General features: G+C 57.1%; 26 protein-coding genes. 10 read left to right on the top strand and 16 right to left on the bottom strand.

Translation table 11 applies throughout. The annotated features are described in order from the left end of the window. Positions 1 to 74: 74 nt before the first annotated feature. The 6 genes from virB5 to J3R84_RS39095 are packed head-to-tail and all read right to left on the bottom strand — an operon-like array spanning position 75 to position 4,971. Positions 75 to 767, bottom strand: a complete 693-nt coding sequence (gene virB5 / locus J3R84_RS24420) for a P-type DNA transfer protein VirB5 (protein ID WP_113569011.1) — start codon at positions 765 to 767, stop codon at positions 75 to 77. Then, positions 767 to 3,133 carry a VirB4 family type IV secretion/conjugal transfer ATPase gene (locus J3R84_RS24415; protein ID WP_203528748.1) on the bottom strand — a complete coding sequence of 789 codons (2,367 nt, stop codon included), beginning with the start codon at positions 3,131 to 3,133 and terminating at the stop codon, positions 767 to 769. Before J3R84_RS24415 ends, virB5 begins: the two co-directional genes overlap by 1 nt. A gap of 3 nt (positions 3,134 to 3,136) precedes the next feature. Then, on the bottom strand, positions 3,137 to 3,454 hold the full coding sequence (locus J3R84_RS24410) for a VirB3 family type IV secretion system protein (protein WP_203528749.1): 318 nt from the start codon (positions 3,452 to 3,454) through the stop codon (positions 3,137 to 3,139). Between the two features lie 5 nt (positions 3,455 to 3,459). Further along, complete coding sequence (locus J3R84_RS24405) at positions 3,460 to 3,756, bottom strand: TrbC/VirB2 family protein (RefSeq protein WP_057206323.1); 297 nt, start codon at positions 3,754 to 3,756, stop codon at positions 3,460 to 3,462. Between the two features lie 11 nt (positions 3,757 to 3,767). Next, complete coding sequence (locus J3R84_RS24400) at positions 3,768 to 4,496, bottom strand: lysozyme family protein (RefSeq protein WP_203528750.1); 729 nt, start codon at positions 4,494 to 4,496, stop codon at positions 3,768 to 3,770. Beyond that, the gene (locus tag J3R84_RS39095) at positions 4,462 to 4,971 is read right to left on the bottom strand and encodes a hypothetical protein (protein ID WP_373688549.1); all 510 of its coding nucleotides are present in this window, start codon (positions 4,969 to 4,971) and stop codon (positions 4,462 to 4,464) included. Before J3R84_RS39095 ends, J3R84_RS24400 begins: the two co-directional genes overlap by 35 nt. A 98-nt stretch (positions 4,972 to 5,069) precedes the next feature. Between J3R84_RS39095 and J3R84_RS24395 the strand changes: the two genes are divergently transcribed. Next, positions 5,070 to 5,423, top strand: a complete 354-nt coding sequence (locus J3R84_RS24395; RefSeq protein ID WP_057206320.1) for a MarR family transcriptional regulator — start codon at positions 5,070 to 5,072, stop codon at positions 5,421 to 5,423. Between the two features lie 102 nt (positions 5,424 to 5,525). On the opposite strand, the gene J3R84_RS24390 is transcribed toward J3R84_RS24395, so the two are convergent. From J3R84_RS24390 to J3R84_RS24380, 3 genes are all read right to left on the bottom strand, one after another. Then, positions 5,526 to 5,903 (bottom strand): hypothetical protein, encoded by a 378-nt coding sequence (locus J3R84_RS24390; RefSeq protein WP_203528751.1) that lies wholly within the window; start codon positions 5,901 to 5,903, stop codon positions 5,526 to 5,528. Then, positions 5,884 to 7,167 carry an 8-amino-7-oxononanoate synthase family protein gene (locus J3R84_RS24385; RefSeq protein ID WP_203528752.1) on the bottom strand — a complete coding sequence of 428 codons (1,284 nt, stop codon included), beginning with the start codon at positions 7,165 to 7,167 and terminating at the stop codon, positions 5,884 to 5,886. Before J3R84_RS24385 ends, J3R84_RS24390 begins: the two co-directional genes overlap by 20 nt. 177 nt (positions 7,168 to 7,344) lie before the next feature. Beyond that, positions 7,345 to 8,073, bottom strand: coding sequence for a response regulator transcription factor (locus J3R84_RS24380; protein WP_203528753.1), 729 nt, complete (start codon positions 8,071 to 8,073; stop codon positions 7,345 to 7,347). A gap of 149 nt (positions 8,074 to 8,222) precedes the next feature. Here J3R84_RS24380 and J3R84_RS24375 point away from each other — a divergent pair, with 149 nt between their 5' ends. The 3 genes from J3R84_RS24375 (at position 8,223) to J3R84_RS24365 (ending at position 9,503) form a co-directional block, all read left to right on the top strand. Further along, the gene (locus J3R84_RS24375) at positions 8,223 to 8,438 is read left to right on the top strand and encodes a hypothetical protein (RefSeq protein ID WP_156408000.1); all 216 of its coding nucleotides are present in this window, start codon (positions 8,223 to 8,225) and stop codon (positions 8,436 to 8,438) included. A gap of 2 nt (positions 8,439 to 8,440) precedes the next feature. Continuing rightward, positions 8,441 to 8,674: a Y4oE-related protein gene (locus J3R84_RS24370; protein ID WP_057206315.1), complete on the top strand. Its 234-nt coding sequence runs from the start codon at positions 8,441 to 8,443 to the stop codon at positions 8,672 to 8,674. A 640-nt stretch (positions 8,675 to 9,314) separates the two neighbouring features. Beyond that, positions 9,315 to 9,503 (top strand): hypothetical protein, encoded by a 189-nt coding sequence (locus tag J3R84_RS24365; protein ID WP_225906393.1) that lies wholly within the window; start codon positions 9,315 to 9,317, stop codon positions 9,501 to 9,503. 337 nt (positions 9,504 to 9,840) lie between these two features. Here the strand turns inward: J3R84_RS24365 and J3R84_RS24360 are convergent, their stop codons facing one another. After that, positions 9,841 to 10,155, bottom strand: coding sequence for a hypothetical protein (locus tag J3R84_RS24360; protein ID WP_203528755.1), 315 nt, complete (start codon positions 10,153 to 10,155; stop codon positions 9,841 to 9,843). Positions 10,156 to 10,612: 457 nt separating this feature from the next. Between J3R84_RS24360 and J3R84_RS24355 the strand changes: the two genes are divergently transcribed. Together J3R84_RS24355 and J3R84_RS24350 are read left to right on the top strand one after the other, a co-directional pair. Continuing rightward, entirely contained in the window at positions 10,613 to 11,950 is a 1,338-nt protein-coding gene (locus J3R84_RS24355; protein WP_203528757.1) for a type II toxin-antitoxin system HipA family toxin, read from the top strand. Positions 11,951 to 11,954: 4 nt separating this feature from the next. Further along, positions 11,955 to 12,260, top strand: coding sequence for a helix-turn-helix domain-containing protein (locus J3R84_RS24350; RefSeq protein ID WP_025428883.1), 306 nt, complete (start codon positions 11,955 to 11,957; stop codon positions 12,258 to 12,260). Between the two features lie 33 nt (positions 12,261 to 12,293). Here the strand turns inward: J3R84_RS24350 and J3R84_RS24345 are convergent, their stop codons facing one another. From J3R84_RS24345 to J3R84_RS24325, 5 genes are all read right to left on the bottom strand, one after another. Then, positions 12,294 to 12,989 carry a winged helix-turn-helix transcriptional regulator gene (locus tag J3R84_RS24345; protein WP_203528759.1) on the bottom strand — a complete coding sequence of 232 codons (696 nt, stop codon included), beginning with the start codon at positions 12,987 to 12,989 and terminating at the stop codon, positions 12,294 to 12,296. Between the two features lie 35 nt (positions 12,990 to 13,024). Beyond that, positions 13,025 to 13,801, bottom strand: coding sequence for a 3-oxoacyl-ACP reductase FabG (gene fabG, locus J3R84_RS24340; protein WP_057206305.1), 777 nt, complete (start codon positions 13,799 to 13,801; stop codon positions 13,025 to 13,027). Next, a complete protein-coding gene (locus J3R84_RS24335; RefSeq protein ID WP_057206303.1) occupies positions 13,798 to 15,507 on the bottom strand; it encodes an acetolactate synthase catalytic subunit in 1,710 nt (569 codons plus the stop codon). The genes fabG and J3R84_RS24335 overlap by 4 nt, the downstream gene beginning before the upstream one ends. After that, on the bottom strand, positions 15,504 to 16,862 hold the full coding sequence (locus J3R84_RS24330) for an aspartate aminotransferase family protein (RefSeq protein WP_113568991.1): 1,359 nt from the start codon (positions 16,860 to 16,862) through the stop codon (positions 15,504 to 15,506). Before J3R84_RS24330 ends, J3R84_RS24335 begins: the two co-directional genes overlap by 4 nt. Positions 16,863 to 16,964: 102 nt before the next feature. Beyond that, positions 16,965 to 17,663: a GntR family transcriptional regulator gene (locus J3R84_RS24325; protein ID WP_057206299.1), complete on the bottom strand. Its 699-nt coding sequence runs from the start codon at positions 17,661 to 17,663 to the stop codon at positions 16,965 to 16,967. Between the two features lie 286 nt (positions 17,664 to 17,949). Here J3R84_RS24325 and J3R84_RS24320 point away from each other — a divergent pair, with 286 nt between their 5' ends. The 4 genes from J3R84_RS24320 (at position 17,950) to J3R84_RS24305 (ending at position 21,929) form a co-directional block, all read left to right on the top strand. Further along, on the top strand, positions 17,950 to 19,065 hold the full coding sequence (locus J3R84_RS24320) for an ABC transporter ATP-binding protein (RefSeq protein WP_057206296.1): 1,116 nt from the start codon (positions 17,950 to 17,952) through the stop codon (positions 19,063 to 19,065). Between the two features lie 26 nt (positions 19,066 to 19,091). After that, a complete protein-coding gene (locus tag J3R84_RS24315; RefSeq protein WP_225906398.1) occupies positions 19,092 to 19,961 on the top strand; it encodes an ABC transporter permease in 870 nt (289 codons plus the stop codon). A gap of 85 nt (positions 19,962 to 20,046) precedes the next feature. Further along, positions 20,047 to 20,814 (top strand): ABC transporter permease, encoded by a 768-nt coding sequence (locus tag J3R84_RS24310; RefSeq protein WP_057206433.1) that lies wholly within the window; start codon positions 20,047 to 20,049, stop codon positions 20,812 to 20,814. Positions 20,815 to 20,864: 50 nt separating this feature from the next. Then, positions 20,865 to 21,929 (top strand): ABC transporter substrate-binding protein, encoded by a 1,065-nt coding sequence (locus J3R84_RS24305; RefSeq protein ID WP_057206292.1) that lies wholly within the window; start codon positions 20,865 to 20,867, stop codon positions 21,927 to 21,929. A gap of 107 nt (positions 21,930 to 22,036) precedes the next feature. Here the strand turns inward: J3R84_RS24305 and J3R84_RS24300 are convergent, their stop codons facing one another. Next, positions 22,037 to 22,264, bottom strand: a complete 228-nt coding sequence (locus J3R84_RS24300) for a sunset domain-containing protein (RefSeq protein WP_373688545.1) — start codon at positions 22,262 to 22,264, stop codon at positions 22,037 to 22,039. Between the last annotated feature and the right edge of the window lie 216 nt (positions 22,265 to 22,480).

Here is a 22,480-nt window from a genome sequence, read left to right as displayed (position 1 = left end):
GCGGTTCAAGTCGGTGAGAACCTCACCGTGCGAGCAGGCGGCGGGCAACAGCAGACGGGTCGGCATCGACGTTGTCATTTGAGTGCGGCTCCCATTGCGTCCATCCGTTTGCGCCAGTCTTCGGCCTGGCGTTGCAGATCAACCTGAACCTGCGCTTGCTGGATCATCTGCAGTGCCTGCATGCGCAGGGTGTCCGTCTCGAGAAAGGCGGTTTCGGCAAGCAGCCGGGCCTGAAGGTCTGCTATGTCCTTGGCGTCTCCGGCCGCGGCAATCCGTTTGCGCAACTCGTCGATGCCATCGATGCGCTTGGTTGCCGCGTCATAGATCTGCTGCCCGAGGCTCATCTGACCGGCGTTGCGGTTCTGCATACGAGCAAGTTCTGAGGCGTAGAAATCGTTGGCGCTGGTTTTATAGATGCTGTTGTCATCGAGGAACCTCGTGGCGGAATCGCCAAAGGCGCCGGCGCCTGAGCCCTTCAGCAGCCCTTGGACGGCTGAGAAATCGTCGGGTAGTGCGTTGCGGATCGCCGGATCGTTCAAGATGGTTGCGATATCAGCCATATCGGTCAGCTTGTTCAGGGAGCCGTAAAGCTGCTGCGCCTGATCAAGCTGCGCCTTCATCGTATCCAGTTGCTTGGTCAACTGGGCAATGCTCTCTATGTGTTTGGCGATTGCAGCGTTATCGACAACCGGGATCCCCTGCGCTGAGGTCCCTGTTGCATAAAGCACTGCGGCCGCAGCGATCATCGCTGTCATCTTCCTGATCATCAGCTTTTACTCCTCATTTGCTGGAACAGCGGCAACCAGGCGGACGGATCGTCTCCTACGTCCGCACGGATACGATCCCCCAGTTCGACATTGGCGGTGCGCCCAGACAACACGGCGAGTTCATCGTCGAAGCCTGCGAGATTGAGTTCGGCGACAACACTGTTGTGGCCCTGCTTGACGATAAACCGCCTCGCATCGTTGGAGAGTGCACACGATATCAGTTCGAACTCACGCTCCGTCAGCTTGAAACCATCGACATAATCGCCATGACTTCCACGCGCATTCGGCATGAATAGCTGTGTCGGGCATTGTTCGATGATCGTATGTGCAATCGGTGAACCGATAGCGTCGCGTGGGCTTTGCGTGGCAAACAGCATCAATCCGTTCTGCTTGCGGATCGTCTTCAGCTTGTTTTGGGCAAGATCGCGGAAGGCCTCGTCGGCAAGCGCCTTCCAGAATTCGTCGACGACGATGATGATCCGGCGACCGTCGATCAACTGCTCGACCCGATAAAACAGATAGGCCATCAGTGGCGTGCGGATTTCCTCATTGTCGAGAAAATGCGTCATGTCATAGCCGAGGAACTTCGCGCCGATGCCTATGTCGTCGGCCTCATTGTCGAACACCCAGCCAAGCGGCCCACCTTTTTCCCAGCGACGCAGGCGCGCCGCTATGCCCTCGGGATCGGTGTTGTCAAGGAAAGCACGCAGCGCCCCTATGGTGCGCTCATCGCGCGAAAGGTCAGCAATTCCCTCGATGGCGCCGGCAATATCGCGGACTTCGGTAACGGAAAGCTCACACGCCTTCGAGCCGACAAGCTTCGCGATCCATTGGGACAGAAAGACCTTGTTCTGCGGCGTGAGCTCAAGACCCTTAAGAGGTGCGCATCCGGTTGGCACACCATTTCGCAGCGGCAGATAAATCCCGCCTGCGGCGCGCACGAACAGATCGGCGCCGCGGTCCTTATCGAAGAAGACAATATGCGGATCATGCTTCTGCAACTGGGAGAGCATGAAATTGACGACGACGGTTTTGCCCGATCCTGTCGGGCCGCAGACGAAAGTATTGCCGAGATCACCATGGTGGAAGTTGAAATAGAACGGCGATCCGGACGCGGTTTTCAGGAGAGCGACGGCGGGGCCCCATTCGTTACCGTGCTCCTGACCGCGGGGATAGGAATGGAACGGCGAAAGAGCGGCGAAATTTTTGGACGTGATTGCGCCAGAGCGGGCCCGATAGCGAAAATTGCCCGGAAGCTGCGCCCACCAGGCTGCTTCGAGCCCGAGATCCTCACGGGCAACGACTGCACCCCCATTTGTGAGGTGCGCGCGCGACTTTGCCAGATTGTCATTGAGCTCCGTCACCGATGGCGCAAAGACTGCGAGCGTCAGATGATGTTCGCCCAGGGCGAACCGGTTTGATTCCAGATCGTCGAGGGCGTCTGCAAGCTCGTGCAGTTGTGAACTTGCCCTGTCGCCAGCGCTGACCATCTGGTTCTGCTTGCGCCCCATTATCACCTTGGCGTCGGCCTTGCTGACAAAGGCGAATGACTGAGTGAGGATGAGCTCGAACGGTGCCGTCAGCAGGTCATCAAGCATGCCAGTGCGGGTGCGCGCCGGGTACTCCTTGAACCCGAACATGCCGGCGAAACGGCTCGCGGCTTCATGTCGTATCTCGGCGGTTTCCCGGCCAATGATGACCCGGTCGGAGTAAATCGCTGAAGAAATGCGCCCTTGCGTAAGCGGGATCGGTTCTCGCCTGCCGCCGACCAGTTGATGGAGCACCTCACTCGGCTCAGAAAAGACAATGCCGTTGTGCTCATAGATCGATAAAATGCGCGGCGCGAAGCGCGCCAAGCCGGCTGAGACGTCGGTCGTCACGTCGACCAGATGTTTGAGGGCCTGGCGATCAAGTTCGAAGCCAGTGGCCCGTGCGGTCTTTAGCCTGGTCAGCAACGATGCGATCTTGCGGGCAGGATGGCGGGCCGGATGCCACACCAGCGTCAGATAGAGATCGTTGCGAAAGAGATCCTCGCCAACCATCCTGTCGCGGTATTTTTGATTGAGGCTGGCGGAGAAGGCATTGGCATAAATGCCGTGCGGATAGTCATTGTCGCGCCGACGGATGACATGTGCCCATAGCGCCAACCGCTCATCGGCGATGTTGCGATAAAGCGTGTTGAGATCGCGGTGAAACGCATTGATATCGAGGGGATCAGCTGTTTCAAAAGCGATGCCTTCAAGGGCGATGACCGACATCAAAGCGCGAGAGTCGAGGCCAATGACGGTCTCATCGATATGACGGACGTAGGGAATAAAGGTTTCCGGTTCCAGTTCGCGGGCTTTGAACTTAGCAAGACTAGTCAAGGTCTAGATCCTCCCGGCCAAAACATGATCAAGGCGCAAGGGAGTGACAGTCGAGCCTCCCCACAGAACCGCGTTGCGCGCCCTGCCTCGCGTTTCAATGCAGGCAACGAGGACGCGAAACATATTATGGTCGTGCTTGACGAGTGCTTTGAAAGCGAGATGGAGAACCACGCCAACCAGGGCATAGACAATCGAGCCGGCGACGATGAACGTCAGCATCACGTTGATCGCCATCGCCTCCATCGTCACCCCGGCAACCATGATGGGACGCGTGCAAGCAAGTAATAGCGTGTCTTCCTCAACAGCAGCAGCGCGCGACATGAGCATCATCCGACGATCGTGTTGACCAGTTCAGTGGCGCCGAAGATGCCGCCGATACCGATGATCCAAAATCCTGCCTTGCGCAGATCCATGTAACCGAACATCCAGGAGATGCAGATGACTATGATGGCGATGACCGCGAGCAGGCGCGCGATATTGCCGGTCAGCATATCGACAATGTTCTGAAGCACGTTTTCAATGCCAGCGGCCTGGGCGAAGGCTGGTTCCATCATCGCCAAGGTCGTCGCTGCGGTGATCAATATCGACGCCGCAACAGGCTTTAGATGCGATCGTAAGGCCATTCGAAACTCCTTTATTGTTTGGAAAAAACGACAACCGAAGAGCCCGCTTTCGAAGCGAATACATCCCAGTCATCCTGACCGCCGCGGGACAACGGCTGAACCTCTTGTGCCTTTACGGCTCCGCCCGGCGGGACGCCTTCATTCGGCATTGGGTCAATGTCGCCGCCACCCATTGCTCGGTGCGGCGACCGTGCCTGCTGCGTGACATCTTCCAGTACGAGCTCGGCCAGGCGTGGCTTCAACCGCTCCTCTTCTATTTGAACACGGCGGTCGTATCCGACGATCTCACCGATCTTTGCATCGCCCCGACCGAAGTAGGCGCGCAGCGTGACGGCTTCGAGCTCTGTGCCTTCGAACCCCGCGCGGTCCGCAGCGACCCGGTATTGCGTCAGAAGGTGCGCCGTGGCCTTGAGGTTCTCGCACGGGTCAAAGCCATCGACGATGCTCATTCCCATGCTCGCAAGGTCAGACGGGCTTAGGCCCCCGAGCCCGAGATCCACGCTATGGCCCTCGGCAATGAGCCTGGTCGCAATATCGGCGGCTTCGACGATATCGCGCGGCGGAGCGCCGAGCGGATAATCACTGTTGATACGGATCGCCAACGGCGCAATGCCGCTTTCAATGCTGACGACAGCCGCGAGGATCTCGCTTGAGATCGTCGGTGCGCAGGTCTCAGCCAATTCGACGAATAGGACGGGCATCGGATCAAAACCACACACGTTGGGGCGCCACCCCATCAATCGTTAGGTCGACGAAGCGGGGGTGTTGGCGCACATGCGGCGGTTTCAGCCGGTACGCTACGCATACGCGTCGTCCTTGTGCCCATTCCCATTGACCCGCCTGTCGCCCGTCCAGCCACCGCCTCGTACAACTGTCGTTGCCTGTTGGGACCGGCCGCAACGAAATGCATGTCGCTTCGCGGCCGCGGTCTCCACTACGCTGGCTCAGCCGATACCCAGCTTCGCAGTAATAGGGCTCATACCCCGGACGAGACGCTCGAAAACCGATACCGCTACAGACGGGGAAGGACCGCCCCTCCGCCAAATGTTTCCAAAGCTTGTGGATTGACGGCCGGCATTCCGCGAACTCGGTTGGGCCGCCAGGGTTCGACAGGCAAAGAAGGACTTCACATGCCCAATTATCCGCATAGGATTTAGTCTCGTACACGGCATATATTGCAATCGACAAAGAGCCGGATAGGACGATCTTAGAGATGCTGAAAACCATGCGAAAACCTCGCGGAGCAACTAGAGAGACCATGGGGGAGCGATTTGTCAGATCGCCTGCGTGTCACAAAAATGACAGTTAAATCCATGCCAACGTCATTTGACGCCCGCTGGCAGAGCATTACGTTTTCGTCGCTCGCAATGAGCGAGATCATGGACAATCCGGTAGAGGGAGAGACCCCGCAGGCTCGCCTCAAGCAGCTGGGAATGCTGAGCCTGCTTTATACCTTGCACCTGGCCAACATCCCGCTGACTCTGACAAACATCACGGAAAAGACAGGATTGACGCGGGGCGGAGCGGCAGAGCCGATCGACCAGCTGGTTGCCCGCGGCCTTTTGAGGGAAGGCTGGGCGAAGAACGCGCTCGGACGGGGCAAGGCCCGCGAATTCGAGATATCGGATACGCTCTTTGCAAGACTGAAACAGGCCAGCTCGCCTTGAGCGCCAATAGACTTTTAGGGATCATAGCCGGTTCACTCCATTGGGTTGAGGCGGAAGCGGCGGCCTCACTGGCGTGAGAAAGCCCATGTTTCGCGCATGTCGCTACACTGGAATTGAAGGTCGCCCTTGTTCACGATGGTGCGGAAATTGCAGGCGATCGAACGTGGCGGCATGCCACAGCAGCAAGGTCGGAAGCGTCGGGTGGATGGAACTAAGCTCCACGGCCAGAACGTCTTCGATCGCGATACGCGTGAGGAGGTCACTTGCCTCCACAAACAGAAACAATCGTTTGCCGCGCGCCCACATTGTGATCTTCCCGCCAGCGACAAATTTAATGAGGTCGCCGTCGTCCGTCTGGAGCAGTTGGCCAAGTGCGGGACGTTCTGCCAGGCGTCTGACGACATATGCGGCGCCTGGAACCTCAATGCACAGCTCACTGGCGGTCGTGGGTAAGCCGAATTTAGCGTTGGAAGTCAGCATTTGAGCCCACCCCCGCTTGCTCGAACTCTTCGAGGACGGCAACGATCGCTTCGCCGATTGCCTTGATATCGCCCTCGCTGTGTCCCGCTGTCGGACATATGCGCAATCCGGCGCGGCCTTTTTGAACGGTCGGAAAGAAAATTGCCGATGTGTAGAATCCTCTATTCAGCAAAGTTCTCGCCGCCGCGATTGCTCTTAATTCGTCACCGATCTCGACTGTTCGTATCGGCAGAGAGGAACCGCGCTGCTGGGTTGGAACGAGGCAGTCAAACAGAGCAATGCGTGACTGCAGCTCAAGCTGCAGATTTTGGAGTTCCGGCGTGCGGTGCAAGGCTTGGGATGCGAGTGCAGCGCCGATCGCCGCTACATTCAAAGATGCAGAAAATGCATGAGCAACCCCGAACCGTCGAAAGAGCTGCTCCTGGTGGTCGTTGCCGAGCATCAGCAACCCGCCTGAGGCGCCAAAACCCTTGCCCAGAGATGCTGCAATAATCGTGCGGTCACCGAGCGACCCGTCAATCTGTGACCGGGCAAAGCCTTCGCCGTTGCCTCCGAAGATGGAGATGCCGTGGGCGTCGTCGAAATAGAGGAACAAGCCGTAACGGTCTTGCAACTGGCGCAGTTGTTCGAGCTTGACACAACCTCCCATGGAATAGACGCCGTCGCAAATGTAGGCAACTGCAGGATTTTTTTTACAAAGTGCCTCGAGCGCTTCGATGTCATTGTGCTCAATCGTTTCGACCTTGGTTTCACCAGCGAGCGTTCCCTTGTGATAGGCAAGCGTCGCATGGGCGAGGCGGTCAAAAACCATCACGGGCTTGGCGCCACCTGTCAGGTGACCGGAAGCGATCAACGGAAGTGCACTCATGTTTGCGGCCAGCACAGTGCTGAACGCAATCACGTGCGCATCGAACAACTCTGACAGGGCCAACTCGAGTTCGCCGATGATCGCGAAATTGAGGCGGGTTCGCGCGCAAGACCAATGCAAGGCTCCATAATTGATCAGCGCTTCGATTGCGCCATCGATAATCTTCGGATGATTATCGAGCCCTAGATAGGAGCAGCGCACGAAATCAACGACACGGCGCTCGCCTTCATGCGGTAGAACGACAGCTCGACCGACTGAAGGGCGCGCATAGAGGGCCATGAGCCCATGGAAATGCGCAGCATCGAAGTGGCTTCGCGAATGGCGGATGAGACTATCGGTATTCCGGCGAAGGCTCCTACTTGCGCCGTTCGGACCGGTTTTAGTGTTTATCGACATTTCGTGCCTCCAGAACATGAATTGAGTGGAGACTGGCTGTTGTAACGATCCTATTCAACGAAGCATTGTGCAAATATTTTTGAATCTTCTGCAAAATACAAAAACAGGAGCTTAAACAATAACTCACATTTTACTGAATTATAAGATACTAAATTCAAGACATTCAGTATTACTGAATCAACCTTCTCCTATAGACGGCTTAAGTTCCACGACGTAGCCTGACGCCCTGACTGTGCGGATGAGATTGCCGCCGGTCAGGCGTCGCAGCGAACGACGCAGGTGGCCGATGTGCACATCGACGGTGCGCGACTGAACATAGAGGTTTGGCGGCCAGGCGACCTCGATCAATTGTTGGCGGGAGAAGACGTTGCCGGGAGCCTCGAGAAGCCGGCTCAACAACTTGAACTCGATTGGTCCGAGTTGCACCTCGCGCCCTTCATATATCACCAGCCGCCGCCCCACCCGAATTTTCAATCCTCCAAACGCCAATGTATCCGCCAGCGTGTTCGTCAACGGCGGTTCTGTTGCCGCCGGCCGTGCAGCGAGTTTTGAAAGAGAATGAAGATAATTCAATAGCCTAATGGGCAACACGGGCCGAACGAAGTTTTCATCTACGCCGGCCTTCAATAGATCCAGATAATGCCGCTCCTCGCCGGCTGCAACGAGGGCGATCGTTGGGATTGCGGCAGTGATCTCGTTGGATCTGATCGCCGCGGCTGTCCTTAAAGTCGATGCCGCGTCTGTGCCTGTATCCAGGATAATCACCTCCGGCTTCATCGCCGCTGCTTTCTCGACGACCTCTTCTTCACTGGCCAGCACGGTTCGGAAGCCATCGACGTTCAGGATGTGCGTGAGCAGGAGGTAGATGTCCACGTTGCGCGGGCAGATAAGGATCAGAGGTTTCATTGCGCAGCCTCCGCGGCTGTTCTTCGCTGGCGTTTCATCGTTACCTCATGATTTTGATGTCACAAACTAACTTACTATCAGAACCCACCAACTCGCTGCACCCCTCAAATTGTACTGTGCATTTCGCTATATGTTTGGATTTTGCAATAATGTTCGCAATCATTGATGCAACAAAAGATTGCCAAAGCCTGAGCTTTGCCGCTATCTTAGGGCTATCGATAGTCGACGAGGACAAGCGTTCGTTGTCGAATAATGTTGCCAGGGACGACACGATAAGAACCGCCAAGCGGCTTCTGTGGCTCACGGATACGGAGTTCCAACGTCCGGCAACATCAACATCACCTGCCGGACAGCAGGGAGATTGAGCTTGTCCAAAATTCTCGTTAAATCGTCCGGCATCAGCGATACGGCCGGTAAGGACGGCATCTGGAAAAATTTCAGAGCCGAGGAGGCGGTCACCGCCGCAATCGATCTTTATGGACCGCAGGCCGCGACAGCCGCCGCTTATTGCGCACTGGACGCCTGGACTGAGGCGCGTAGTGATGACTACAAATTCTGGTTTGGAGTATTTTCAACGCTGAAAGATCGCAAGACGACTTAGTGTGAGTGGAAAGTGTTTGCTGGAAGGTGAAGGGAGGCAGAGCCTTTGCCTTCACCGCTATTAGACCAATGCCGCCCAAGCTTGTCGTGCATTGGCTTCCCACATTGAAAACCCCAAGCTGCGCTCCATGTACCTAAGTGAAAGCCACACTTAGGAGGGGTCTGCATGAACCGGAATACCGTAATTGGCCTAGTCGTCGCTGTTGTGATCATCATCTTGGCGGTGATGTTCCTAATGCCAGGGACGAACGACACCGCGACAGAAACGGCAACTCCGCCGGCAACCACTACGGAACCGTCAACAGCGCCGTCTACAACTACTCCGTCCACCACGACTCCATCCACTACGGAGCCGACTACGACCGCACCATCAACAACTCCGTCCACTACCGAGCCATCGACAACGACGCCGTCGACGGAGCCATCGACTACCCAACCGTCAACCACCCAGCCGTCGACGACAACACCGGCGCAATAACAAAGGCGGCCGCTCGATCCTGTAAACAGGAGAGCGGCCGCTCAATCGCCGTTTTGCGAGAGGAGGCGCGCCGCCACAACTGGGATAGCCCAAAGTGGCTATGTCTTAGTTTATACATTAGACTTTAGTAGGATGGCCGAAGGCAAATCGCCGGGAGGTCGACATGGAGCGTATAGAAACCGAGAAACTTGCTGCTGAGGCAGCAACGAAAGTCTGGTCAGTGACCGATTTCTGCAAAAAACACCGCCTCTGCTACGAGGAGGAGAAGAGGCTTAGGTACTTATTCGGTCACTTTGCTACTGCCCGCGAGTTGCTACACAACGCAAAGCGCGCGCCGAAATGGCGGACCTGAGCAGATGTCGAAGCAGGAAGCAGTATTTATCGAGGTTTAGTCTGCCCTGATGAACAGAGCTCCTACGAGGCCGATCACAACAACGCACTGCAAAACATACATCGGCCATTCTTCTGACATCGCGCATCCTCCTGCAAGGAGGATCTATGCCGATTGCAACAGACTTAAAGGGTTGGTTCGACGGTGACGATGAGAAGAGGATCGGGCGTCTGTCGACCGGTTCTAGGATTCTCACTTCGTCGGCTTTTTTCTCGAGCAAGGCGAGCGATATGTGTGCCGCACAACGACGCGCGGGGTCGGTGCATTGACGTGCCGCAGTACTGTGCGCGCTAGCCCGCTAGAAATTAAAGTAGATTGTGACGCCCGATCGACGCTGGTAGCGATAATGGTCGCGGTAGCCGTCGTAGTACCCGTAATGGCGCGGGTAGCACCTGCCGTAGTAACCGCAGGAAAGCCAAGCGTGCCGTCTATCCCAGCGGCGATCCCACCGACGATCCGCGCGCCATTGACGATGACGCCACTGGCTGACCTGTTCGACAGTGCTGGTCTGTACTTGTTCGGGTTTTGGCACGAAAATCGGAGCGGCGCTTAGCGGTAAGGCGAAAGACGCAGCTAAGCCAATCGCTGCGAGGGCGGATAAGAGCTTTTTCATCGCAAACTCCTCCTAACTGGCTATCACACTGAACTAGTTGGCCTGAACCGCGATGAACGGCTGCGCGTGCTACGATCAATGGGGAGAAGCTGCATAATTGTGGCGTCAAAATCGCCCTGTGCCCGCAAGGAGCGAGGGACTTGGCGCCAGAGGAGGATGTCGCCGCCGCAGTTGTTCTCTATGGCCGCAGACCGCGACAACCGCCGCTCATTGCGCCCTGGATGCCTGAACTGAGGTGCGTGGCGATAACTCCAAGTTCTGGTTTGGCGTATTCTCAACGCTGAGACATCTCAAGGTGTGCACGCCACGCAAGGTGCGCATCGTGGACGCTCGACAGAGTCGAATTCTGTGTTCAGTCCCTCTCCGCAGTAAAATCTCGACCAAAACAACAGACCCTTTTGATGGGTTGGAAAAAGCCGAAAGCTCTATTAATATATCCCTTAAAGGGGATTATTAAATGCGTTTGACTGTCGAAGCATTCTGGAGAAGCGACTGGCGCGAATGCGGCACAATTGAGATCCTCGACGCCCAGCTTGGTTATCGGGGGCCGTCGATCGTTGAGTATGACATCGACTATTTCGCCAATTTCGCCGCCGCAGATTATAGTGCCAACGGTGAGGTAGGCGACGCCAGAGCCATGTCTGTCAGGTTCCCTGTAGACCTTGAGAGTCGATATCTGGCGACTTGGCCTCCTTTCCTACTAGACCTCATGCCACAGGGGCACGCGCGACGTAAGCTCGCGGAGCACCTTGGGCTGCGTGTGGATGACCGTGAATCCGACCTCCCACTCCTTCTGAGAGCAGCGGGCAGCCCGGTGGGCAACGTCCGCATCAAGCAGGCAGCGGAGGCTGAACGGGAACGACTTAAGAACGTGACGCGCACTGGGGTCACTGAAGACGACATCTTCAATCGCAGCGAAAAATTCATCGAAGTCGTCGACCGGTTCGGCATGATCGCCTCAGGATCGAGCGGCCTGCAAGGCGAATGGCCGAAGGTCGCTCTAACACAAGCGGTCGATGGTCTCTATTATCCAGACGCGTTTGTGAAGGACGACGAAGCCATCCGACACGTAATCGTAAAACTACTCAGGAGCAGCAACGAACGCGATCGGCTGATCCTGGAGGCGGAATCCGGCTATTCGCGCGTTGCCAAAGAGCTCGGCCTGCGGGTTCATGAAGTCTCGGCCTATGAGCAAGGGGTGTTGATGATCCCGCGCTTTGATCGGGAGATCCAAGGAGGGCTGCTATGCCGCTTCGGCCGGGAAAGCATGGTTTCTAGCATTGGCGTCGCGCAGTTCGGACACAACGCCGACCACGAAGACTATGTGAATGTCTTGAAGCGCCATTCGGACCAACCATTTATCGATATCGTGGAATACGCGAAACGCGATCTCACCAATAGAGCGATGGGCAATCCTGACAACCATGGACGGAACACCGCTCTGCGCAAGACCCCTGGTGGAGGCATCACTCTTGCGCCGCTGTTCGATTTCGCGCCGATGCGTCTTGCGATCGAAGGCATCGCCAGATCGACGAGATGGGGAGTGATGCGCGACACACACCGCGACAGCGATCCTGATTGGTGGCAGGTCTGCCGTGCAGTTTTCATGGAGGACGAGAGAGCAGCGGCCGCGCTTCTTGAGGAGATGGCGACGTTTGCAGAGCGACTTGCCAACGCACCGAAAATATCGCTGGCAATGGGAGTGCCCGCGGAAGTCGTGGATTTCGCAATGTCAGGGTGCGCCGAGCTTGTTGGAAAGGTGCTGGACGCAGCCGCTTCAGCGCCGGGGGTGTGAGAATATGCCTCGATGGAAGAAACCCACCAAGGAAGAAACGAGGGAATTGAGACGGCGCCTGGCTGAAAGAGCGGCGGCTGGGGATCTGCGACTTCCCCAGGCTGTTTCTGAGATCCGAAGGGCACTTGGTTTGAACCAAAAACAATTTTCGGAACTGACTGGCATCACGCGCAGACAAGTCGCTGAGATTGAAACCGGGAAAGCAAATCCGACTGTCGACACGGTTGCCAAGATCGGGCGGCTCTTTGGATTCACGTTGGGGTTCGTCCCGAAATCACGCCTGGATTCGCCGGCCGAAGATCACAAATAGGAAGAGTTCTGCAAAGCCATTAAATCCGCTCAGTCAATGCGATGGCAGGTAAAGCGCGTACCCGACAGAGCGAACGGTTCGAATGACATCAGCCCCCGCCCGCTTCATTGCTCGTCTTATATGTCCAATGTGAATATCAACGGTTCGCGGTTCGACCTCTGCATCGGGTGGCCAAGCAGCGGCAATTAGGTCATCGCGGGTATGGACAACGTCGGGAGCCCGCATCAGGCACAGCAACAGACGAAACTGGAGTGCCGACAGAAGGACCGGGTGGCCGTCTCGCTCGACGCGAAGCCGACCGAGGTTCATTTCGATGTCGGCGTAACGCAGTATCGTTGGTGTTTGCGTGCTGGATTGCGCCGCCACATCGGCGCGCAAACCGCGCAGAAATGCAAGCAACCGCTCCGGATTGAACGGACGGTGTATGATGCAGTCCACGGTTGACGCGGCCAGGTGATGACCGTCGCCGCCGTTCGCCGTATTCACGAGAGACACAACCTTTGCCTCAGGCTTTGTGTTGGCCCTGATGCGGGCGCAGACGGCAGATGCATTCATGTCGGGATCAGAGCAGTCGACAATGACCGCTAGCGGTGGGGCAAGATGAACACGGCTCAGCAGCTCGGTCAAACGGTTGGTGTTTTGGGCCGAGAAACCTTCAAGCGTGAGGATGTGTTTAAGAAGCAGGTAAAGCTCCGCGTCTTCGGTATGGATAACTATTCGCCCGTTCATCTATCCTCCTTTGCGGAAAACGCTCAACTTCAGCCTCACGCTGGCGCGTACTCGCCGCCATTGACATCCAAGATTGCCCCGTTGACGAAGGCGGCTTCATCGCCGGCGAGAAAGCCTATGGCAGCGGCAACTTCGTTCGGGACGCCCATTCGGCCAGCGGGAATGCGCGCAATAGCCGCCTGATTGGTTGGGGCGCTGATAGCACCGGCCATGGCGGTCGCAATTCTGCCCGGAGCAACGACGTTGGCTGTGACGCCGTGGGCGCCATAAGGCCAGACAAGCGAACGCGCGAGACCAGCCATTGCTGCCTTAGAGGTTACGTAAGCGCTACCGGCGATGCGGGGAAGCGTTCGCCCGGCGATCGAACCAACGAACACGATGCGTCCGAATCCATGCCGGACCATGCCTGGCAACACCGCCTGGCAGCACAACATTGCACCGGTTAGATTGACCGAAAGAACTGAGTTCCACTCTTTAAGGTCGACCTCATCGAAGGGGGACGGACCGTCGACACCCTTCGGCGAGACCCCGGCATTGCAAACGAGAACACCAGCACTTCCCCAGCTTTGCTCGAGCTCACGAAAGAATGCGGTGATCTGAGGTGGTTGCACGAGATCAACGGTGCGCGCGAACAGGCGCTCAGCACCAAATTCACGGGTAAGATCGTCCTTGGCGTTTCGCACATGCCCTTCGTTTTGACCGAAGATCGCAACCCGGTGGCCGCGTGCGAGAAGGTATTGGGCTGTTGCCAGCCCAATACCTGTCGTGCCGCCGGTCACCACGGCGATCCTTTCCGTTTGGCGATTTGTCATGCTGCCGCATCCATATTGGCAAAGAGAGAAAGAGGAGGATGTGCTTCCGGGTCTGTCATGACCTCAATCAACATTGGTCCCTCAGCATTGATGCTGCTTTTGAGCAGATCGGCCAGATCACAAGGATCTTCAACGCGGACCGCGGGGCAGCCGCAAGCCTTGGCGATCTGCACATGGTCGACGTCGGCGAAATGGCATGCCGTCGTGTATCTGCCGAATTTCACGGTCTCCGCATCCCTTTGGAAACCAAGGATGCCGTTGTTCAAAACGATGATGAGAACGGGAAGTTGCATGCGCACCATGGTTTCGAGCTCCGCCCAACTATGGGCGAAGCCGCCATCGCCAACGAGAGCAACGACAGGGCTTTGTGGACGGGCAGCCTTAGCCCCGATCGCGAGCGGCACACCCCAACCAAGTCCTGCGAGACCGCGAGGCGTGATAAACCGCATGACGCCTGGTGCACGCAACTGCCCGACAACCCACATCGAGGAATAGGAGGCATCGGCGACGACCATCATGTCAGCGGTCAGTAGGGACTGAAGCTCGGCCATCACTCTTTCCGGACGGATGGGCCCGGAAGTCGCGGTTGCAACGTCTAAACGATCACTTTCGAACGCGGTCCAGAAGCCTTTGATGCGCTCCTCCAATCGCGCACGATCATTATTGCGACGCGTAAGGTCGACGCGACCAAGTGCTTCCCGAAGGGCCGAAAGCGTTTCCGCGGCGTCGCCAACGAGGCGGATTGCCTCATAATTCCGTCCGATCTCTGCCGGATCGACATCGATATGTACGATTGTCGCAGAGGTTGGAATTTGGCGCCAGTTGTCCGTTCCATTTTGATTGGTTCGCGTACCGACCAGAAGGACAAGATCAGCTTCTTCAATCAAAGGCAGCGAGTGACGTCCGAGCGAGCGTGGGCCGGTCAATGATCCAAGGACACCGGCAGACAATGGATGAAACTCATCGACCACCCCCTTGCCCATATTGGTGGTTATCACCGGCAGGCTTGCTTCATGCTGCAAAGCTGTCAGCTCTTCTGCGGCGCCTGAGCCATGCACGCCGCCACCTGCAACGATGATAGGCGCCTTCGCCGATGCAATTCGCCGTGCCACCTCATCGAGGGCTTCTTCAGAGGGACGCGTGCGATCAAGTGGCCATCGGCCGAGGCATTTTGATCTCGGAAGGGTGGCCGGCTGAGCCGGCGCGCGCAACAGATCGGCAGGTAGGAGCAAGACTGCTGGCCCCGGGCGGCCGGATGCAGCTGCGGTAAAGGCGGCGTCGATATAGTCGTCAATCCGGTCTGGGACTTGAACGCGCCGGACCCATTTGGCGCAGGATTGAAAGAGCGCGATCTGGTCGAAATCCTGGAATGCGTTTCTGTCTGTTTGGTCGCGTTCGACATCCTGAACGAGCGCAACGATCGGAACACTCGCCTTTAAGGCTTCCGCAAGAGGCGGGACAAGAAGTGTCGCGGCAGGACCGTTCTGGGCGGCAACCACAGCGACTTTGCCTGATATGCGGGCATATCCGTCGGCCATCGCCCCGCCCATGTTTTCTTGCCTATAGGCGATCTGTTTGATGCCAGCCGCCTCCGCTGCGAGAATAACTGCCGAGGGAAGGCTCTGGGCGAAGATGACTTCCACCTGGTGGCGGCAAAGGATGTGGGCAATGCGCTCGGCGACAGTTTCAGTTGCGGCATTGGTCATGATTGCGCCCTCTCGTTGGCGGCGTGAACACTCAGGAAATCATCGAAGGCAGCGAGGATGAGGTCGATGTCGCTGTTGGTCATTGGTGTCGAAAGGCTGGCTGCGGCGCCATGGGGAAGGAGGATGCCGCATTGAAGGAAATGCCGTGCAAGTCCCCTCATCACGAGGCCTTCCGCATCGCTCAGCAAAGCTTCTCGAAACTCGGTTGGTGCATTGGTTTTGGGGTGTATTCGAAACAGCGAAGCTGCGCCGGTGACAGAGAATGGCGCGTCAACGCGGCTGATGCTGCTTCGAAGGCCGTCACGCAGCCGTTCTCCAAGCGCCTCCAGGTGATTGAAGCTATCATGTGTCATTGCTTCCATGGCGACGCGACCGGCGACCATGGAGACGGGATTGGCGGAAAATGTGCCGCCCTGCAGCAGCAGAGGCTTGTTCACCTGTGTACCGAAAACCCGCATGATCTCTTCACGTCCACCGATCGCGCCGATCGGGAACCCACCACCGATGATTTTGCCGGCCGTGACGAGATCGGGGGTGAGCCCGTAGCGCGGCGAGGCTCCTGCGTAGCCCTGCCTGAGATTGAGAACCTCATCGGCGATGATGAGAATGCCATGCTTGCGTGCAGCCGAACTCAGTGCCTCGATGAAGGTGGCATTGGGATGAAGAAGACCGGCGCGGCTGGGCATCGGATCGATCAACAGGCAGGCGACACGGTCACGCAAGGCGTGTAGGCGTTGCTCAAGTCCGTCCACGTCGTTGAAGCGAATGAGATGGACGTCATCGGCGACACTTGCAGGAGTGCCATGGTAGGCAGGTATTGCCCGTGAGATTGCTGCCCGATCGTCTGGGTTTGAGGCCACCGCCTGCCCGGCCTCGGCCCAATCATAAGCGCCGTGATAGGCACCTTCGACCCTGACAATTCCAGGTCGGCCCGTGAATGCGCGGGCGGCTTTGATTGCGAACATCACCGCTTCGGTGCCGCTGTTGACGAAGCGCACTTGTTCGATGGCCGGGATACGATCAACAAGCAACTCGGCAAGCCCGATCTCGTGTTGCGTCGGGTTGGCAAAGCACGTTCCCGTCCGCATAAGATCGCTTGCAGCCTGACGGACCGGCTCGAAGCCGTGTCCATGAATAAGGGTCGTAAAGTTATTGTTGAGGTCGAGGAGACGATTGCCATCGACGTCAACCAGATAGGCGCCCTCCCCGTACGCGACGTAAAACGGGATAGGATCTTTCTCCACCGTGGCGCGGGTCACACCACCGGGGAAAACCGGCACTGCGCGACGGAATAGACGTGTCGATTTAGTCCGTGCAGGCGAGGCCTGCGCGGCATGAATTCCTTGAACTGACATGGCTTGGGCTTTCTGAGCAACAAATTCGGCTCGTCGTTTGTACGAGCTTTACACTTTTGTTGCAACAAAAAACCCAACAGTCAAGTCCATGCAACAAATTCTCTATTGCGCGGAGCCAATCGCCCTTTCGCGACAGGCTCGCCTCAGACGCCGATAGCCGTCGCGAATATCATTCTCCATTGCAGCCCGGACGGCTGCACCATCGCGCTCCTCGAGCGCCTCCATAGCAACCTCATGGTTGTGAACACCAAACCGCTCCTTTGCAAATTCCGGGTAGAGATCGTGCAGGGAGGGGCCGATCCGTAACCAAAGGGTTTCGATCATCGAAACAAGGTGCGGCAATTTTGCCAGCCGGAAGATCGCGAAATGGAACTCCTTGTTGTGCCACAGGGCATCTGCGTACCGCTCAGCGTCAAGTGCTGAATTAATTTGTTTTTGCAGAGACCTAAGGGCCTGCACGTCCTGCGGGACAACATGTTCGGCGGCCTGCTGCGCAGCCAACCCCTCGAGCGCCAACCGAATAAGCGTGATCTCCTGCAGGGCTTTTGCATCAAGGACAGGCACGACGACCGTCTTTGGGCCGGCATAGACGAGCGCCGCTTCGCTTGCGAGCCGATTGATGGCGTCACGCGCAGGAGTAGTACTGACATCCAAGTCCTGGGCAACCGCCCTCACCGTCAACTTATGCCCCGGACGGTAGACGCCACGGATAATCCGCTCCTTCATCTGGCGATACGCCGCATCGCCAAGGTTCTCCGCCGCACGATCAATATTGGCCAACTCGCTCACAGGGACCGCCATTCAAACCTCTCACTCAGTTGACAATGCAAATTTTTGATGCAACAAAAATGAAATATGAAAGTTCTGCAAAGCTTTTGTCGCATCAACGAGTCCTAGCAGCTTTCTTGATTATCGTCACGGGTGCCGCCTGCCAGGTTGGCGCGGATTTTTACATCGCCGTTGATTTGCCCTGGCTGCGCCTGCGGGTCGCCCGATGGGATTGTTGGTACGGGGCCGCCGTCAAACGGGCCCTTGAGAGGTTAGACGCCACAGAGCGTCACCGGAACAGTTGAAAGGAAAGTCAGAATTGATTGGTCAATATTTATCGCTTGTTGGGCTCGAAAAGCATTTTGGCAGTGTTAGGGCCGTCACGAGCCTGTCGCTTGAAATCAGTGCCGGTGAGTTTGTTTCGCTTGTCGGTCCTTCCGGTTCCGGCAAGACAACCGCGCTGAACATGATCGCGGGATTTGAGGGACCGAGCGCCGGCAAGATCGTCATTGGAGGACGAGATGTAACGCATGTTGCTCCCAACCGGCGTGGCATCGGCATGGTGTTTCAAAAGTACGCTCTTTTTCCGCATCTGACGGTGCATCAAAACATCGCATTTCCGTTGCGGATGCGGGGCCGATCGAACAAGACGAGGATTGCCACACGGGTCGAGGAGATGCTCGAACTCGTGCAGCTCTCAAGTTATGGGGAGCGCTACCCCCAACAATTGTCCGGCGGCCAACAGCAGCGCGTTGCATTAGCCCGAGCGCTGGCATTCGAGCCGCCTGTTCTGTTGATGGATGAACCATTGGGTGCGCTGGACAAGAAGCTGCGAGAGGCGATGCAGTTCGAAATCAAGCGCCTGCAAGAGCGGCTGGGCGCTACGGTTGTCTATGTGACGCATGATCAGGACGAGGCCCTGACCATGTCAGACCGCGTTGCGGTTATGGCCGGCGGCGAGTTGATGCAATTCGGTCCTCCCACAGAACTCTATCGGCATCCGAATTCCGCATTTGTTGCCGATTTTATCGGTCGCATGAACTTCATCGAAGGCAGTTGCCTCGAGAACGCAGGTGGCACGGCCGTGGTGCGTCTTTCCGACGACACTGTTCTTTCCATTCGTTCACAAGGTCCGCGAAATGTCGGCCCATCGGCCGGGCAAACAGTAAAGCTTGCGATACGCCCGGAGCGGGTTCGGGTTGCCAGGTGTGGTGAAGGTGGTGCGGGCTGCCTTGCGGCTGTTGTGGAGACCTGTGTCTTTGTGGGCTCTGTCCATATTGTCATGGTACGGCTGGAAAGCCGCCCGGACGTTGTGTTGCAGATACAGCTGCCGGCCGATGGAGGATTGCCATTTCACGAGCGAGATCAGGTTGACCTTCTGCTCGATGATGGAGCCATTCACTTGTTTCCAGAAACGGAAAGGCATGCGGCATGAGCGGCCTTTCCGAAGTTTCGCAGGCCATGGCCGCACGCCAGCCACGATCGACTGAGGCATCCGCACGGTTTTATTCGCGTAGCGTTTCGGTCTGCTTGGTGACGCCACTTGTCGCCGCACTGGTCCTCGGGTTCGTCTATCCCGTCACCCGGCTGGTTGCGCTGAGTTTTGAGGGCGGAAGCCTTGATCACTATCGGCGGCTTGTTGCCGAGCCGCTCTATCTCGGCGTGTTGGCGAGCACGGTGAAGGTTGCATTCGTTGTGACGATTGCAAGCCTGCTTCTCGGCTTTCCCGTCGCCTATCTGATGGCGCGGTTGCGACATGGCGTTGCCATGGTGGTTGCGGCCTGCGTCTTCATACCCTTGTGGACATCGGTTCTGGTCAGGTCCTACGCGTGGGTGGTTCTTCTCCAGCGCAATGGCATCGTGAATACACTTTTGGCGGATGTCGGTATCACCGACGGACCGCTGAAGCTGATCTACACGCAGGGCGCGGTCATTGTGGCAATGACGCATGTGTTGATGCCGTTCATGATCCTGCCAATCTATTCGACATTGCGGACCTTGCCGCCCGACTATGTCAGGGCAGCGCGCAATCTTGGTGCTGGAGCGTTTCGCGCATTCATCAGTGTCACCTTGCCGCTTAGCCTGCCGGGTGTCTTTGCGGGCAGCGTCCTGTGCTTTGTCCTTGCCCTGGGCTTTTACATCACGCCGGCGTTGGTCGGCGGCCCGGGATCTATGCTGATGGCAACGTTGATCGGACAGCAGACGACTGTTCTGCTCGACTGGCCGTTCGCCGCAGCGCTTTCGTCGGTGCTTTTAACCGTGACGCTCATCTTCGTCTTCCTGTTTCGAAAGACGCTCTCGCTCAGCAAGGGATTGCACAGTGTCCATTGATCTCGCACGTTCGCCAAATCGTCTGTCCCTGGTTCGCGACCATTACGCCGCGTCAGCCTTCCACGTCTTTGCCAAGGCCGTCGGCATGATCACTCTGGCTGTCGTGATCGGTTGCGTCCTTTTCTTCTTGCTGCTGCCAACGCTCATCGTCATCCCCATGTCACTCAGCGAAAAGGACTATATTGAGTTTCCTCCGAGCGGGTTGAGCCTCAAATGGTACCGTGCCTATTTCAGTGACCCGGACTGGATGGCGGCAACCTGGTTCAGCCTCAAGATCGCGCTTGCTACGACTGCGACGGCCACGATTACTGGCACGATGGCCGCGCTGGCGATCGTGAGAGGGCGCCTCCCCTTCAGATCGGCGCTTCAGGCTCTTGCGCTTGGGCCGATGATCGTGCCGCACATTGTCCTTGGGGTCGCACTATATCTGGTGTTCTCGCCGCTGCAGCTTACGGGCAACTTCTTCGGCTTTCTCATCGCCCATACCGTGCTTGCCACACCTTACGTGATGATCACGGTGACGGCGGCGCTGCAACGTTTCGACCCCGCGCTGGAACTGGCAGCATTGAACTGCGGGGCCAACAGGCTTCAGGCCTTCGTCCTTGTGGTCTTGCCCAATATTGCACCGGGTGTGGCGGCAGGGGCTGTGTTCGCTTTTCTGGCTTCGTTCGATGAAGCGACGGTCGCGTTCTTCATCTCGGATATTGGCGGCAAGTCGATCGGACGAAAGATGTTCGAAGATATCGACTTCAACCTCACGCCGGTCATCGCCGCGGTCTCGACAGTGCTGGTGGCCATTTCCCTCATGTTGATGGGCGCCATTCATTTGGCCAATGCCCAAAAGCGAAACTGATCACAGCGACGCTTTCCATTTCCCTGCTAATCCTTCAAAGGAAAACAGCCATGATTTCGATTCCGCTGCGTTGGACTAGAATACACCGGATTGCCTGCGTCTTGCCTCTGCTAACCTGGTCCTCCGTATCGCTTGCAGCAGAGCAGGTGGTCATCGCTTCGACGGGCGGTGCCTACGACCGCGCGCTGAAGGAGGCCTGGTTCGATCCCTTCACGAAGTCGACCGGGATAAGGGTCGTAACTGTCGTTGCGACAAACGCGGAAATGCGCGCCAAGGTCGCGGCAATGGTGAAAACTGGAAATGTCACCTGGGATCTCTATCTCGATGGTGAAATCCAGGCGGCATCCAAGGCACACAAGGCGGTCACCGAAGACCTGACGGATTTCTGCAAACAGTTCGCCGGACGAAGGGATCTCGGTGCCAACGCCTGTGCGGCCGGCGGTGCGCTTTTGCAATCGACAGCCACATTGCTCGCCTATCGAACTGGCGAAGGAAATCCGACGCCGCAGACCTGGGCCGATATGTGGGACAGCAAGACGTTTCCGGGTGAGCGTGCTTTTCCGAACTTCGATGATCCATGGCGTGTGATGGCAGCGGCATTGCTTGCCGATGGTGTCAGCCGTGAGGAGCTGTTTCCGCTTGACGTCGAGCGCGCGTTAAGAAAACTCGACGAGATCCGGCCCGCAGTTTCGGTGTGGTGGAAGACCGGCGACCAGAGTGTGCAAGGGTTTCGCAATGGCGACTATTCAGTTGGACAGATATGGCTGACGCGCGCAAAGGCGATGCAGAACGAAGGGTTGCCGATCGCCTGGTCCTACAAGGCATCGTTTTTGGTTGGAGACCGAATTGCGCTTGTCAGGGGTGCTGGCAACCGTGAGAACGCGCTGAAGCTGATGGCTTTTTGGCTGAATTCGCCGGAGGCGCAGGCAAAGGCGTGCCAATTGCTGTCGTGTACGCCGCCAAGCACCGAGGCGATCGCCTTGATGTCGGAAGACGTGCGCAAGACGATGCCGCATGCAGACGAGGTCCGGGATTATATGGTTGTCCCCGATTCAGAGTGGATCAACGCCAATGCGGCGCAACTGCTGCAACGCTGGAACGAGTGGCTTCGCTAGCAGCGCAAAGCCGCAGACATGAAACAGACAGCTCGGGTCTCTCAAGCAGATCTGAGCCGTCCGTTCGGCGTGTCGTTGATCTCTCAACGCTTGGTGACACCTCAGGGCTAAGGCCGTGCTTTTCGCCATCCAGCGGCCCGCGCTTCGGCCTCACTGCAGAACCACCGTTCTCCGTAATGCGAATTGATCACGGTCTCTGAATAAAGCGCCTGACCTGGCACGTGGTAGATCCGCTCGCCGGTATTGATGCTGACATTGCCTTTGATAGTGCAACCGGGATCGAGCATCGAAAGGAGCTTCGAGGGGTCTGAAATCCACTCCTCGATCGACGTCACGCCTGCGATGCCTGCGGCGCCTACAAGGACAAGCAGGGCCGGCGCATCTCGTAGCAGTGATCTCCGTCGCTGTGGAACTCTGCCATGCTGATGGCGCATGTCTCCCCGTGCCATCAAATTCCTAAAGTTAGAGTTGTATAATATATTAGCGATCGATCAAAAAGCAACCGCCCCAAGTAGGAACATTGACTCTTGCGATCGCGAGAACATATTAGG

The sequence above is a fragment of the Ensifer canadensis genome (genome assembly GCF_017488845.2).
Lineage (GTDB): Bacteria > Pseudomonadota > Alphaproteobacteria > Rhizobiales > Rhizobiaceae > Ensifer > Ensifer canadensis.
Note: the sequence above shows the minus strand (reverse complement) of the source record. Positions and strands in the feature narration are given on the sequence as shown.

Coding starts and splice junctions, on each gene's coding strand:
- J3R84_RS24350 (WP_025428883.1), top strand. CDS start 11,955: ATGCCTCGATGGAAGAAACCCACCAAGGAAGAAACGAGGGAATTGAGA.
- J3R84_RS24355 (WP_203528757.1), top strand. CDS start 10,613: ATGCGTTTGACTGTCGAAGCATTCTGGAGAAGCGACTGGCGCGAATGC.
- J3R84_RS24335 (WP_057206303.1), bottom strand. CDS start 15,507: ATGACCAATGCCGCAACTGAAACTGTCGCCGAGCGCATTGCCCACATC.
- J3R84_RS24375 (WP_156408000.1), top strand. CDS start 8,223: ATGTTCGCAATCATTGATGCAACAAAAGATTGCCAAAGCCTGAGCTTT.
- J3R84_RS24410 (WP_203528749.1), bottom strand. CDS start 3,454: ATGTCGCGCGCTGCTGCTGTTGAGGAAGACACGCTATTACTTGCTTGC.
- J3R84_RS24360 (WP_203528755.1), bottom strand. CDS start 10,155: ATGAAAAAGCTCTTATCCGCCCTCGCAGCGATTGGCTTAGCTGCGTCT.
- J3R84_RS24380 (WP_203528753.1), bottom strand. CDS start 8,073: ATGAAACCTCTGATCCTTATCTGCCCGCGCAACGTGGACATCTACCTC.
- J3R84_RS24330 (WP_113568991.1), bottom strand. CDS start 16,862: ATGTCAGTTCAAGGAATTCATGCCGCGCAGGCCTCGCCTGCACGGACT.
- J3R84_RS24390 (WP_203528751.1), bottom strand. CDS start 5,903: ATGCTGACTTCCAACGCTAAATTCGGCTTACCCACGACCGCCAGTGAG.
- J3R84_RS24305 (WP_057206292.1), top strand. CDS start 20,865: ATGATTTCGATTCCGCTGCGTTGGACTAGAATACACCGGATTGCCTGC.
- J3R84_RS24365 (WP_225906393.1), top strand. CDS start 9,315: ATGGAGCGTATAGAAACCGAGAAACTTGCTGCTGAGGCAGCAACGAAA.
- J3R84_RS24385 (WP_203528752.1), bottom strand. CDS start 7,167: ATGTCGATAAACACTAAAACCGGTCCGAACGGCGCAAGTAGGAGCCTT.
- J3R84_RS24395 (WP_057206320.1), top strand. CDS start 5,070: ATGCCAACGTCATTTGACGCCCGCTGGCAGAGCATTACGTTTTCGTCG.
- J3R84_RS24310 (WP_057206433.1), top strand. CDS start 20,047: ATGATCACTCTGGCTGTCGTGATCGGTTGCGTCCTTTTCTTCTTGCTG.
- J3R84_RS24345 (WP_203528759.1), bottom strand. CDS start 12,989: ATGAACGGGCGAATAGTTATCCATACCGAAGACGCGGAGCTTTACCTG.
- virB5 (WP_113569011.1), bottom strand. CDS start 767: ATGATCAGGAAGATGACAGCGATGATCGCTGCGGCCGCAGTGCTTTAT.
- fabG (WP_057206305.1), bottom strand. CDS start 13,801: ATGACAAATCGCCAAACGGAAAGGATCGCCGTGGTGACCGGCGGCACG.
- J3R84_RS24315 (WP_225906398.1), top strand. CDS start 19,092: ATGGCCGCACGCCAGCCACGATCGACTGAGGCATCCGCACGGTTTTAT.
- J3R84_RS24325 (WP_057206299.1), bottom strand. CDS start 17,663: ATGGCGGTCCCTGTGAGCGAGTTGGCCAATATTGATCGTGCGGCGGAG.
- J3R84_RS24405 (WP_057206323.1), bottom strand. CDS start 3,756: ATGGCCTTACGATCGCATCTAAAGCCTGTTGCGGCGTCGATATTGATC.